12 protein-coding genes and 1 rRNA gene are annotated in these 12,721 nt (G+C 60.7%); 6 read left to right on the top strand and 7 right to left on the bottom strand.

Features of this window, described 5'->3' with window-relative positions; translation table 11 throughout:
• A 16S ribosomal RNA gene (locus JV241A_RS15585) occupies positions 1-758 on the bottom strand; the annotation flags it as partial.
• A 607-nt stretch (positions 759-1,365) separates the two neighbouring features.
• Between JV241A_RS15585 and rhtA the strand changes: the two genes are divergently transcribed.
• On the top strand, positions 1,366-2,253 hold the full coding sequence (gene rhtA / locus JV241A_RS15595; RefSeq protein ID WP_134063427.1) for a threonine/homoserine exporter RhtA: 888 nt from the start codon (positions 1,366-1,368) through the stop codon (positions 2,251-2,253).
• A gap of 184 nt (positions 2,254-2,437) precedes the next feature.
• On the top strand, positions 2,438-2,719 hold the full coding sequence (locus JV241A_RS15600) for a hypothetical protein (RefSeq protein WP_115087856.1): 282 nt from the start codon (positions 2,438-2,440) through the stop codon (positions 2,717-2,719).
• Positions 2,720-2,782: 63 nt separating this feature from the next.
• Here JV241A_RS15600 and JV241A_RS15605 read toward each other — a convergent pair whose 3' ends face one another.
• Complete coding sequence (locus JV241A_RS15605; protein ID WP_115087857.1) at positions 2,783-4,594, bottom strand: aminopeptidase P family protein; 1,812 nt, start codon at positions 4,592-4,594, stop codon at positions 2,783-2,785.
• 56 nt (positions 4,595-4,650) lie between these two features.
• Entirely contained in the window at positions 4,651-5,811 is a 1,161-nt protein-coding gene (locus JV241A_RS15610; protein ID WP_134063430.1) for an aminotransferase class V-fold PLP-dependent enzyme, read from the bottom strand.
• 343 nt (positions 5,812-6,154) lie between these two features.
• On the opposite strand from JV241A_RS15610, the gene JV241A_RS15615 reads away from it, so the two are divergent.
• Positions 6,155-7,264: a DUF3182 family protein gene (locus JV241A_RS15615; protein WP_177414886.1), complete on the top strand. Its 1,110-nt coding sequence runs from the start codon at positions 6,155-6,157 to the stop codon at positions 7,262-7,264.
• A complete protein-coding gene (locus tag JV241A_RS15620; protein ID WP_115087860.1) occupies positions 7,251-8,021 on the top strand; it encodes an alpha/beta fold hydrolase in 771 nt (256 codons plus the stop codon). The genes JV241A_RS15615 and JV241A_RS15620 overlap by 14 nt, the downstream gene beginning before the upstream one ends.
• On the opposite strand, the gene JV241A_RS15625 is transcribed toward JV241A_RS15620, so the two are convergent.
• Positions 8,004-8,381, bottom strand: a complete 378-nt coding sequence (locus tag JV241A_RS15625; RefSeq protein WP_115088493.1) for an antibiotic biosynthesis monooxygenase — start codon at positions 8,379-8,381, stop codon at positions 8,004-8,006. The genes JV241A_RS15620 and JV241A_RS15625 overlap by 18 nt on opposite strands.
• A gap of 88 nt (positions 8,382-8,469) precedes the next feature.
• On the opposite strand from JV241A_RS15625, the gene soxR reads away from it, so the two are divergent.
• On the top strand, positions 8,470-8,934 hold the full coding sequence (gene soxR, locus JV241A_RS15630; protein WP_134063432.1) for a redox-sensitive transcriptional activator SoxR: 465 nt from the start codon (positions 8,470-8,472) through the stop codon (positions 8,932-8,934).
• Here the strand turns inward: soxR and JV241A_RS15635 are convergent.
• Together JV241A_RS15635 and JV241A_RS15640 are read right to left on the bottom strand one after the other, a co-directional pair.
• A complete protein-coding gene (locus JV241A_RS15635) occupies positions 8,931-10,355 on the bottom strand; it encodes an FAD/NAD(P)-binding protein (RefSeq protein ID WP_134063434.1) in 1,425 nt (474 codons plus the stop codon). The genes soxR and JV241A_RS15635 overlap by 4 nt on opposite strands.
• 78 nt (positions 10,356-10,433) lie before the next feature.
• A complete protein-coding gene (locus tag JV241A_RS15640) occupies positions 10,434-11,414 on the bottom strand; it encodes a GlxA family transcriptional regulator (RefSeq protein WP_115087863.1) in 981 nt (326 codons plus the stop codon).
• A gap of 107 nt (positions 11,415-11,521) precedes the next feature.
• Here JV241A_RS15640 and JV241A_RS15645 point away from each other — a divergent pair, with 107 nt between their 5' ends.
• Complete coding sequence (locus JV241A_RS15645) at positions 11,522-12,079, top strand: cysteine hydrolase family protein (protein ID WP_134063436.1); 558 nt, start codon at positions 11,522-11,524, stop codon at positions 12,077-12,079.
• 21 nt (positions 12,080-12,100) lie between these two features.
• Here the strand turns inward: JV241A_RS15645 and JV241A_RS15650 are convergent, their stop codons facing one another.
• Positions 12,101-12,664: an XRE family transcriptional regulator gene (locus JV241A_RS15650; RefSeq protein WP_115087865.1), complete on the bottom strand. Its 564-nt coding sequence runs from the start codon at positions 12,662-12,664 to the stop codon at positions 12,101-12,103.
• Positions 12,665-12,721 lie beyond the last annotated feature (57 nt).

Below are 12,721 nucleotides of genomic sequence, written 5' to 3' on the forward strand. Positions count from 1 at the left end.
GCACCTCAGTGTCAGTATGAGCCCAGGTGGTCGCCTTCGCCACTGGTGTTCCTTCCTATATCTACGCATTTCACCGCTACACAGGAAATTCCACCACCCTCTGCCCTACTCTAGCTCGCCAGTTTTGGATGCAGTTCCCAGGTTGAGCCCGGGGATTTCACATCCAACTTAACGAACCACCTACGCGCGCTTTACGCCCAGTAATTCCGATTAACGCTTGCACCCTCTGTATTACCGCGGCTGCTGGCACAGAGTTAGCCGGTGCTTATTCTGTCGGTAACGTCAAAATACTCACGTATTAGGTAAGTACCCTTCCTCCCAACTTAAAGTGCTTTACAATCCGAAGACCTTCTTCACACACGCGGCATGGCTGGATCAGGCTTTCGCCCATTGTCCAATATTCCCCACTGCTGCCTCCCGTAGGAGTCTGGACCGTGTCTCAGTTCCAGTGTGACTGATCATCCTCTCAGACCAGTTACGGATCGTCGCCTTGGTGAGCCATTACCTCACCAACTAGCTAATCCGACCTAGGCTCATCTGATAGCGCAAGGCCCGAAGGTCCCCTGCTTTCCCCCGTAGGGCGTATGCGGTATTAGCGTTCCTTTCGAAACGTTGTCCCCCACTACCAGGCAGATTCCTAGGTATTACTCACCCGTCCGCCGCTGAATCGAAGAGCAAGCTCTTCTCATCCGCTCGACTTGCATGTGTTAGGCCTGCCGCCAGCGTTCAATCTGAGCCATGATCAAACTCTTCAGTTCAATACTGCTTGGGTTTTGAGAAAACCCTAAACTTGGCTCAGCAATCTCAAATGACTTACTTTCAAATCTTTCGATTTTCGTGTAGCCACTTGTGATGCTGATAATCTTTTTGACTATCAGTCTGAGCTCACAAGCACCCACACGAATTGCTTGATTCAGTTGTTAAAGAGCGGTTGGTTAAGAGCTTTTCGTCTCAACCGAGGCGCGCATTCTACGCTTTCCTCAGAGCCTGTCAAGCGTTTATTTTGAAGTTTTTCAGAATTTCTCTTTCAACTTCAACCACTTGACTCGCTGCGATCTCTCGTCAGCGGGAGGCGAATTCTACAGCGTTTCAAACCGCTGTCAACTGCCTTTTTCACCGCTGTCGATCTTTCGATCGAAGCCCTTCCGGATGACCCTGGAACTGCTAACTCTTTGAAACTCAAGGAGTTTTCAGTTCCGACTGCGCCGGAAGTGGGGCGAATTATAGAGAGATTAAATCGGGCGTCAAGGGTTAATTTAAAAAACCCCCAATAAAAGAATAATGCGCAGTATATTGCTCATTTTTTGGCCTTTGCGCATCATAGGCTGCTCGTGCTTCTTCTTATATAAGGAATGCCCTCCCGCAATGAACAGCCACCCCCGCAGCCTGGCCGCCACCCTCTTCCCTATTGGCTTGCTGCTGATCGCCATGGCCTCAATCCAGTCCGGTGCCTCCCTGGCCAAGAGCATGTTCCCTGTCGTGGGCGCGCAAGGCACCACCACCCTGCGACTGATCTTCGCCAGCATCATCATGCTGTTGCTGCTGCGCCCCTGGCGCGCCAAGCTCAGCGCCAGCACGCTTCGCACCGTGATCATCTACGGCATGGCCCTGGGCGGGATGAACTTCCTCTTCTATATGTCGCTGCAGACCGTGCCCTTGGGGATTGCCGTAGCCCTGGAGTTCACCGGACCGCTGGCAGTTGCCCTGTATGCCTCGCGACGGGCCGTGGATTTTCTCTGGATCGGCCTTGCGGTCATTGGCTTGCTGCTGCTGATTCCGATTGGCCAGACCAGCGCCAGCATCGACCTGGTAGGTGCCGGCTATGCACTAGGTGCCGGCGTGTGCTGGGCGCTGTACATTCTATATGGGCAGAAAGCCGGCGCCGAGAACGGTATCCAGACCGCCGCCCTGGGGGTGATGATCGCTGCCCTGTTCGTAGCGCCAATAGGCATTGTCCATGCTGGCAGCGCACTGCTTACTCCCGCACTGCTGCCTATCGCACTGGGCGTGGCCATACTCTCCACTGCCCTGCCCTACAGCCTGGAAATGGTGGCACTCACACGCATGCCTGCACGCACCTTTGGCACACTGATGAGTATCGAACCTGCGTTCGGTGCACTTTCAGGTTTGCTGTTCCTGGGTGAAGTACTGACGGTGGCGCAATGGCTGGCTATCGCTGCAATCATCACCGCTTCAGCGGGTGCCACCCTGTCGCTGCGCAAGGAAAGCCCGGCATTGGTTGCTGCCGACTGATTTGAGAAATATTTGCATTTAAATAGACACTGGTCATTGTGCCGGGCATCCGCCATCTTTAAGCTGTAACCCAACGTCAACCTTGAAGATATCTAATTGACAAGACAGGGACGCGAACAAGCATCGGGAAGACGCAAAGGAAATTAGACACGGGCGACAGACCCGGTACGCATTAAGGACAGGAATGAAACGAATTTTGCTCATCCTAGCCATTTTGGCCATCGCTGGATGTGCGGCGACGGCGAAGACTGAAGTCAAACGCGGCAAGAAGGGCCTGCATATCAATTGCTCCGGCCTTTCATCTTCCTGGGACAATTGCTACACCAAGGCTGCGGCCTCATGTGGCAGCAAGGGTTACAAAGTGATTGCCCGCTCGGGGGATGCCGACGCCGAGCCTGGTGACTACCCCTTCGGCCTCAATCCGGCCGGCTACACCAGCCGCAGCATGATCGTCATCTGCAAGTAATGCATCCCACCAAAAAGGGCGACCCAACGGCCGCCCTTTTTTGCTGCTGTTCGAATACCGGGTTCAAATGGCTGCGGTTCGCCCCTGCAACCATTCCAGCCCAGCGCCTTCCAGCAGCGGCGCCAGGCGCTCCCTGACCTGGGCATGATAACCATTGAGCCAGTCGCGCTCTTCGCTGGTCAGCCGTTCAGGCAGCAGGCAACGGGTATCGATCGGGCACAGGGTCAGGGTTTCAAACTCGAGAAAATCGCCAAACGCGCTCGTGCCCACCTCGCGATTGAACACCAGGTTCTCGATACGTACCCCCCACTCGCCCGGGCGATAGGTACCCGGCTCGATCGACGTAATCATCCCCTCCTGCATGGCTGTCTGAGGTGCCGCCGCCGCTTGGTAGGCAATCACCTGCGGTCCTTCATGCACGTTCATGAAGTAACCGACCCCGTGCCCGGTACCATGACCATAGTCGACCTGGTCCGCCCAGATGGGCGCCCGGGCAATGGCATCGAGCAATGGCGACGGGATGCCCCGCGGAAAGCGTGCCCGCGACAAGGCAATAACCCCTTTGAGCACTCGCGTGCAGTCCTGCTTCTGAGCAGTAGTGGGGTTACCAATGGGGACCATGCGGGTAATGTCGGTGGTGCCCCCCAGGTATTGACCACCAGAGTCGATCAGCAGCAAGCCATCACCTTCGATACGGGCATGAGACTCCTCCGTGGCGCGGTAATGCGGCATGGCGCCATTGGCGTTGAAGGCAGCGATGGTCGAAAAACTCAGCGAGACAAAACCTGGACGACGCGCACGCGCGGCACTCAGCTGCTCGTCAACGGTCAGTTCGGTGATTGACTCGGCTCGCTCTTGCGCAGCTTCCAACCAGGCAAAAAACTCGCACAGCGCCGCACCATCCTGCTCCATGGCCTTGCGAATGTGCCCAAGATCAGCTTTGCTTTTTTGCGATTTCGACAGCGTAGTCGGGTTCAGTCCTTCAATCAGGCGCACATCCCTGTCGGTATTCGCCAGCAGGCCACTCGTCACCCGAGCAGGATCAACCAGCAATGTCTGGCCAGCTGGAATAGCCGCCAGCGCCTGGGCGACCTCTGCATAATCACGTAACGTGATGCCATCGACTTCGAGCACACTGCGCAAATGGGCATCGATCTTGTTCAAGTCCATGAACAACGTGGCTTGATCCTGGCAGATCAAGGCAAAGGATACGAACACCGGATTATAGGAAACGTCGCTACCGCGCAGGTTGAACAACCAGGCAATGTCGTCCAGGGTGGCGATGAAATGCCAGTCGGCACCGCGGGCGCGCAGCGTCTGGCGCAAGTTGGCCAGTTTCTGCGCGCGGCTGACCGTGGCCTCGGGCGGCAGATGCTGATACACCGGGTTGTTCGGTAGTGGCGGCCGGTCGTCCCATACCTGAGCCAGAAGATCCTTCTCAGTCAGCAATCGAACGTTGCGAGCCTTGAGGCGCTCGCCTAGCTGACGTGCCGAGGCCAGAGCCATTACTGCTCCATCCACGGCCACCACCCCACCTTGCGGGGCCTGATCGGCCAGCCAGTCCAGCGGACCGGGCTTGCCCGGCTGCAGCTTCACCAGCTCAATGGTGCTGCCTGCCAGTTCCTTTTCCGCCTGCTCCCAGTAGCGGCTGTCAGCCCAGAGGCCGGCGAAATCGGCGGTAACGATCAAGGTACCGACCGACCCGTGAAAACCGGACAACCATTGCCTGGCCTGCCAGTACCCCGGCAGATACTCGGAAAGGTGAGGATCGGCCGACGGGACCAACAAGGCGTCGACGCCCTCACGTTGCATCACTTCACGAATACGTGCCAGGCGCGTATTCACCGCTCCCTGCGTTGAAGACTGAGTGTTCATGCTGACTCCTGCTACCACGGCATCCATTGTTCTTGGCGCAGATAATGGAACAGCCTTCAGCCATGGGCAACCGCCCAGAAAGGTTGCGACTGTAACGAGGTCTTTATTGCCCGCACCGCCTGGTCGATATCCTGCGCCTTGGTATAGCGACCCAGGCTCAGGCGAATGGTCTGCCTCGCGGCTTGCGGCTCAAGTCCAAGCGCCAGCAGCACGTGAGAAGCAGCATTGGCCGCGGAGTTGCATGCGGAAGTGGAAGAAAATGCCAGCGACTGCGCAAGCTGGGAAAAGTCGGGGTGATCGGCGTTGAACGTGAGGCTGAGCGTGTGCGCGATTCGCTGCCCGGCACTGCCATTGAGGCGCACTCCCGGCAACTGCAGCAATTGATCCAGCAACCGCTGTTGCAGTTGGCGGATGCGTGCAGTTTCTTCCACGAGCAGCGCCTGGGCCACGGCAAACGCCTCGCCCATGCCAACGATCTGGTGGGTGGCCAGGGTGCCGGAGCGCAAACCGCCCTCATGGCCACCGCCATGGATCTGCGCCTGCAACAGCGGTTTGGCGCGCTCGCCGACATACAAGGCGCCGATGCCTTTTGGACCATAAACTTTGTGCGCGGAAAAGGACATCAGGTCGACCGCCCAGCGGCCCAGGTCGATCGGTAATTTGCCCGCACCCTGGGCCGCATCCACGTGCAGCAGTGCGCCATGCTGGCCAACCACCTCAGCCAACGCCGGGATATCGTTGACGGTCCCCAGTTCATTGTTCACCAGCATCAGCGAAACCAGGAAGGTGTCTTCACGCAGGGCACTGCGTAGCGCCTCGGGGGTGATCAGCCCTTGGTCGTCGGGCGCCAGCAAGGTCAGGGTGAAGCCGTTGTGTTCAAGCTGGCGAGCCGTGTCGAGCACTGCCTTGTGTTCGATCTGGCTGGTGATGATGTGACCACCCTGGCGCCCCTGGGCGAGGCCTTTGAGCGCCAGGTTGTTCGACTCGGTGGCCCCCGACGTCCAGATGATCTGTTCGGCTCGGGCGCCGACAAGCCCGGCGACCTGGCCCCGCGCCCGCTCCACGGCTGCCCGGGCGCTCTGCCCGTAACAGTGGGAGCTTGACGCCGGGTTGCCGAAATTACCCGAGGCGCCCAGACACTTGACCATGGCCTGGATAACTCGCTCGTCGACCGGTGTCGTGGCGGCGTAGTCGAAATACAGCGGAAGATTGTTCATGACAGCAGGCTCTCTGGTTGTCGTCGCCTTGCAAAGTAGGCGCTTCCTAAATCCATGTAGGTAAAGTGCCACGCCATATTGCACCAGCCACCAATAGAACTATAAATTATCAATTTACATATTTATATAACCAAAATACCATCCACTAATCAGCCCTACTGAACTTCTACCGCTTACGGACTTCACAATCAGTACAGTCCTACCCGGGAGAAAACGCCATGCCACAAGGAAGCAACGCCAGGGACGCCCGCAGCAAAGGCATCGTTGGCCACTCGAAAATGCGCAAGCACGAACTGATCGACGCACTCAAGAAAGCCTCCTGAACCACGCAGAGGATCTGCCCATGCTCCGATCGACCGACCGCAAGCAAGGCGTGGTGCTGCTGGACACACGTCAAAGCACACCCGAGCACGAACACAGCGTGCACCTGAAGCTCGCCCAACGGCTGGCGAAGTTGTTCCACACCGAGGTGGTTACGCCTGCCCAGCCACCAACGGCGAAGGAGAATTTCTATTACCTGCCCACCGAAACCCTGATCGGCGCCGAGCGCTACCGGGCAATGGGTATCGCGGCGCACACCGACCTGTTTGGCGGCTTGGTCAGCCAGCCGTACATGGCGACCAAGGCCATCTCCCATCCGCTGCCCGCCGATGCGCGCTTTCCGCTGGGCTGGACCGATGACTTCGCCCGCCTGGCCAGCGATGCGCTGTTGCGAGGCTATAGCGTTTTCAGCCTGGAGGATGCGATTCGTGCCGCCGGGCTGCTGCTGCGAGAGGGACCGCTGCGCCTCAAGCCCGTACGCGCAACTGCGGGCCGTGGGCAAACGGTGATCGACAGCATCAAAGGACTGGAGCAAGCGCTTGGCACCATGGACGAACAGGAACTCGCGCTCTGGGGCCTGACCCTGGAAGAGAACCTGAGCGAGGTGCAGACCTTCAGCGTCGGCCAGGTCCTGGTGGCGGGAATATTGTGCAGCTACTACGGCACCCAGCAACTGACCCGTGACCACCAGGGCGAGGAGATCTACGGCGGTTCCGATCTGGTGCTGGTGCGCGGGGACTACGACGTATTGCTGCAGTTGGAACTCGAAGATCAGCTTCGCCTGGCCATCACCCAGGCAAGAACCTACGAGCAGGCAGCGCTGCAAGCCTTCCCCGGCTTTATCGCCTCACGGCGCAACTATGACGTCGCCCGCGGCCTGAACAGCCAGGGCAAGCTGCGCAGCGGCGTGCTCGAACAATCCTGGCGCATCGGCGGCGCCAGCAGTGCCGAGGTACTGGCATTGCAAGCTTTCGCCGACGACCCGGCTTTGAGGCGCGTGCGCGCCTCCACCCACGAAGCCTTCGACGCGCCTGAGCTGCCCGCCGATGCCACGATTTTTTATCAGGGGGACGACAGTGAAATCGGACGAGTCTGCAAATACGCACGGATTCGCGACTATGACCATCCATAGCGAAGGGATCGAGATTCCGGTTGATGGCGAAAGTATTGCCGGGACCATTGTCAGCCCCGGTGCCAAGGTTCCCGGAATCCTCTTTGTTCATGGCTGGGGTGGGAGCCAGCAGCGTGACCTGGCCAGGGCCAAGCAGATCACCGGCCTGGGATGCGTATGCATGACCTTCGACCTGCGTGGCCACGAGAAGACCGAAAGCCAGCGCCTGAGCGTTACCCGCGAGCAGAACCTGGCCGACCTGGTCGCCGCCTACGACCGGCTGGTCAGTCACCCGGCGGTCGACACCAGCGCCATTGCCCTGATCGGCAGCAGCTACGGCGGCTACCTGGCGACGCTGCTGACAGCGTTGCGACCGGTCAAATGGCTGGCGTTACGAGTGCCGGCGCTGTACTGGGACGATGAATGGAACCTGCCCAAGCAAGCGCTCGACCGTCAACGCCTGACCGACTACCGTCAACGCCCCCTCGGCCCGGGGGACAACCGGGCACTGGGCGCCTGCGCCGAGTTTGCCGGTGACGTGCTGCTGGTGGAGTCGGAGCAGGATGACTTCGTGCCGCACAGTACCTTGATGAGCTATCGCTCGGCTTTCGTCAGCGCCCATTCGCTGACCCACAGGATCGTTGACGGCGCCGATCATGCGCTGTCCAGTGACCGCTGCCAGAAAGCCTACAGCTCCATTCTCAGTGCCTGGATCAGTGAAATGGTCATCGGCGCACGGCTTGACCGCTACCCGCACCATTCACCCTGGTATTCCTGAGGTCATCGGCAACTGGCAGTGCAGCCCGTGCTCCGCCGTCCGGGCCAGGCTGCTGAGCGTCTGGAAGGTGTTGAAGTTCACGCCCCTGGCCTGATGCTGACGAATCAGCTGCAGGAACGGCTCCTGCTCGAAGCTGCTGACAGCCGCCTCCCAGGCCGCCCGCGATTGCCATTGCAAATACTGCAGGACCCGACTGCCATCGTCGCTGGCCTGGATGCTGGCTGCGACCAGACCATTGTGCTGCTCGGCCAGGTGCTCGCTGCGCGCCACCAGCGCCTGGGCCAGCGCGCGTTGCCGGGCTGGCGCGACTTCGAACTCGATCATCTGGGTAAAACACAGGCTGTTGTCTGAAACCAGCATGAACATGCTCCCTCTGCCATTGCACTTGCGGTGTGATGGCTGGCAGGGTAAAACCTCAAGTTAACTAGAGGTCAAGAGATATTGTGTCATGCCCGATTCAGCTCAGAGCGTACTCAGCGTGGGTCAGTTGGCGGCGCGCAGCGGCGTAGCCGTGACCGCGCTGCACTTCTACGAGAGCAAGGGTTTGATCCACAGCACCCGCAGCGCCGGCAACCAGCGCCGCTACCCACGCGACACCCTGCGGCGGGTGGCAGTGATCAAGATGGCGCAACGCCTGGGGATTCCCCTGGCAACCATTCATGCCGCGCTGCAGACGCTACCGGTAGGTCGTGCACCCAGCGTGAAGGACTGGCAACGGCTATCAGAGCAATGGCGCCAGGACCTGACCCGGCGCATCGATAAACTCTTGGTGTTGCGTGACCAGCTCGACAGCTGTATCGGTTGTGGTTGCATGTCGCTGCAAAGCTGCCCGCTGCGCAACTGTGATGATCAACTCGGCGAGCAGGGCCCGGGCCCGCAATTGCTCGAGCCCGGCCCCGAATACCACGACTAGTCGCCATACCCAACCAGGCGTTGAGCCAGTGCCTTGGCCTGCAAAGCGACATCGGTCACTGCCGTACTTTCCCACCACAGACCACGCAAGGGTGGGCCCATGGCAAACAGGCGCCGACTGTAGCGGCCCTCGGCATCCTGCACGGCTCCCTGCGCATCCGCGGCGATGCCCAGTGCCAGGGGCCCTGGCTGGATCAGCCGGCGTTGCAGCAGGTTCTGCGGCAAAGGCCGGGCAACCCGGCGCCAATCGTACTCAATACCGGTGGAATTGATCAGGGCGGCAGCGCTGATCCGCTCGACCTGCGTTTGCCCGCGAAAGCGCAGCCTTACCACTGGCTGCCCGTCGGCGCTGGTTTCCACACCCTGCAACGACGCCGCATGAATGCGCAATCGCCCTTGTTCGACCAGTCGCGCCAGCAACGCCGCACCCTGCGGCGGCGAACGATGATGATGGCTTTCCCACCAGGGCCGGAGATGACGCACGAATTGGCGCTTGTGACGCTCGCTGGCCTGGCTCCAGAGCCTGGCGATATGCACGCGCACGGTATCCAGCGGCGCCTGCCAGTCGATGTCCTGCTGCCCGGCCGCCTGGCATTGCGCACGCAAGGCCCGCAGCAGTTGCAACGGACTGCACAGTGACAGGTCAGCCGCCAGGAAATTTTCCCACGCGGGCGGTTGACGGCGCACCTGCGGCAGCAGGCCGTGGCGGGAAAACACCTCGATCGGCCCGCGATGCCCGGCTGCCTGCAACGACACCACGGCATCGACCATGGTCAGCCCGGAACCGATGATGAGCACCCGGCCGTGCGCATCGATCGCCTGCATGGCCGGTATGTTCCAAGGGTCGACTGATGCCGTGTTCAGCGCATTGTCGCTGACCTGGGCGGTACGCGCAGCGGCAAACATGCCGGTGGCCAGAACAGCCCTGGTTGCGCGTAAAGTACGGCCATCCGCCAGGCTGACATCGACGCCCTGATCGTCCACCGCCAGATCAACGGCCTGGTCCTGGACATGCTCAAGGCAGGAGCCCTGTCGCGCACCCACCGCCTGCGCTTCGGCCAAACGCTGGCGCGCATACACGCCAAACAGCCCGCGTGGCGGAAACAGCTCGGCAACGGGCACCTGCTGCCCGGCTGATTCTGGCCAACCACCCGCTGCAATATGCTGGCCCAGCCACGTGGTCAGGTCGTCGGCATTGTCCGGGTCGACACTCATCCGTGCCGCGTTGCCATTGAGGGTATGCCCCAGGTGCGTGGCGCTATAGGCTTCACCACGGCCTAGGTCGCTGCGCGGCTCGACGATCAGCAGGCGGCGTTGCCCCGGTTGACGCAACAGCTGCGCTGCCAGCAGGGCACCGCTCAAGCCACCGCCAATGATCAGCACATCAGCCGCCGGGTTCTCGGGTTGTTCAGGGGCACTCATGGCGTTCTCCGTCTTGTTTGCTACGGATAATAAGCAGCAAGACGCGCAAAGCGCAGCCCGACCGGTACCAAAGTAGGATCAGCCCGCCCGGGTCGCGAGGCGTCGCCGGTAGTCGCTGGGGGCAAGCCCGGTCACCTTGAAGAACACCTTGCGAAAGGCACCTGGGTCCTGGTAACCGACACCCCAGGCAATCTGATCGATGCTGCGGTTGGTGAACTCAAGCATCCGGCAGGCCCGCCCCACTCTGACCTGCTGGCAGTATTCGGTGGGTTTGAGACCGGTGGCACTGCGAAAGCGACGCAGGAAAGTACGCTGCTCAAGGCCGGCGCAATCGGCCATGGCCGTCAGCGAAACGTCACGCGCACCGCTGCCCTGCAGCCAGTGCTGAACCTTCAGCACCGCCTCGTCGCCATGGTCCAGCCGTGGGCTGAAGACGCTGCCGGGCTGTTGCCCGCCGCTGACCCGTTCGACCGCGAGAAACCGCGCGGTCTCCGCCGCCAGCGTCTCGCCCAGGTAACGCTCGACCAGCTTGAGCCCCAGATCGGTCCAGGCCATCAACCCGGCCGAGGTAATGATGTCGCCGTCGTCGAGCAGCGGCAGGTTGGCTTCGACCTGAACCTGCGGAAAACGCTCGGCCAGTGATTGCGCGAAATTCCAGTGAGTGGTCGCCGGGCGCCCATCGAGCAGGCCGCTGGCGGCGATGAAGAACACCCCGACGCAGACCGACACCAGCAACGCACCGTCACCATGCCATTGGCGCAGGTTGGCGCGGTAGCGTTCCAGCAATTCGGGCGAAGGGGCCTGGGTCAGGCTCGGCGGGATAATCATGGCGCGCACTTGATGACCCGTGCCGGGGTGCGTGTCGAACGTTACCTGCAATTGCCGATCAGGCGTCTCGCTCCAATGGCAAACGCGCAACTGTGGCCGCTCCAACGCCCCCAGCTCATGGCGCAGGCGATTGGCCACGGCAAACAGGTCGGTCAGGCCATGGACTGCGGCCAGTTGCGCGCCGGGATAGACCAGCACGCCAATTTCCAGAGTGTCCTGCGCCGTTGCCATTGTCAGTTTTTCCCGCCAATTTGTCGTTCGCGCCAATCCGCAAGCGCATCGCTCAAGCCTATAACTATCACCACGCCACAACCACTCCCCAGCATGAGGCTTTTGAGATGAGCAAACAGGCACTGATCGTCATCGACATCCAGAACGATTACTTCCCCGGCGGCAAATGGACCCTGGACGGTGCCGATGCGGCGGCTGACAACGCCGCCAGCATCCTTGACGCCGCCCGCACCCGCGGCGACCTGGTGGTACATGTGCGCCACGAGTTCGAATCCAGTGATGCACCGTTCTTCACCCCTGGCTCCGAGGGTGCGCAGATTCACCCCAAGGCGGCTAACCGCGCAGGTGAGCCAGTGGTGCTCAAGCACAAGGTCAATGCGTTTTTGGGAACCGAGCTCAAGCATCTGCTGGATGACGGGCAAATCAGCAACGTCACGGTTATCGGCAGCATGAGCCACATGTGCATCGATGCCGTCAGCCGCGCTGCCGCCGATTACGGTTATGGCGTCACCGTGGTTCACGACGCCTGCGCCACCCGCGCCCTGGAATTCAACGGCGTCACGGTACCGGCGGCGCAGGTGCATGCGGCCTATATGGCGTCGCTGGCCTTCGCTTACGCCCAGGTGATTTCCACCCAGGAATACTTGACCGACGCCAGCCGCTGAAGGCAGTGACCTGCCTCGTGCTCAGATCACCACATTGCGCACGAAGCGGGTCGCCACTTCGCCGTCATTGCGGTAGGCGTAGCGGCGGTTGCTGGCAAAGGAGAAGAACTCGCCGGCATTGAGCAGGTGTTTTTGCCCCTCGACCTCCAGGCTCAGGCAACCTTCGAATACGAACAACTGCTCGCTCCAGCCATCGGCATCAGCCTCGCAGGGGTAGACCTCGCCGGGTTCGAGGCGCCACTCCCACAGCTCCACCTCGCGGGTGGCAGCGGAACTGGCCAGCAGCACGGCCTTGCTGCCGGGATGCACACCGGTCCAGGCCAGCTCGTTGATCCGGCTCGGGTCGCGGTTGTCCGGCGCCTTGATCAGGTCACTGAAGGCAACCTCCAGGGCTTCGGCGATCCGGTCGAGGGTGGTCAGGCTGACATTCTTTTCGCCGGCCTCGATGGCCACCAGCATCCGCCGGCTGACCCCGGACCTTTCCGCCAGGGCACTCTGGCTCAGCTCGGCGGCATGACGCAGGTGGCGAATGTTCTGGCTGACGTGCTGAAGCACCGACGCGCGTTGACTGGAATCTTTGTGCACTATATTGCTCATCAATAGGGGTTGCGCAGTATACTGCCCACTTTCACCGCAATTGTG

The sequence above is a fragment of the Pseudomonas sp. JV241A genome (assembly GCF_900275665.1).
Lineage (GTDB): Bacteria > Pseudomonadota > Gammaproteobacteria > Pseudomonadales > Pseudomonadaceae > Aquipseudomonas > Aquipseudomonas wadenswilerensis.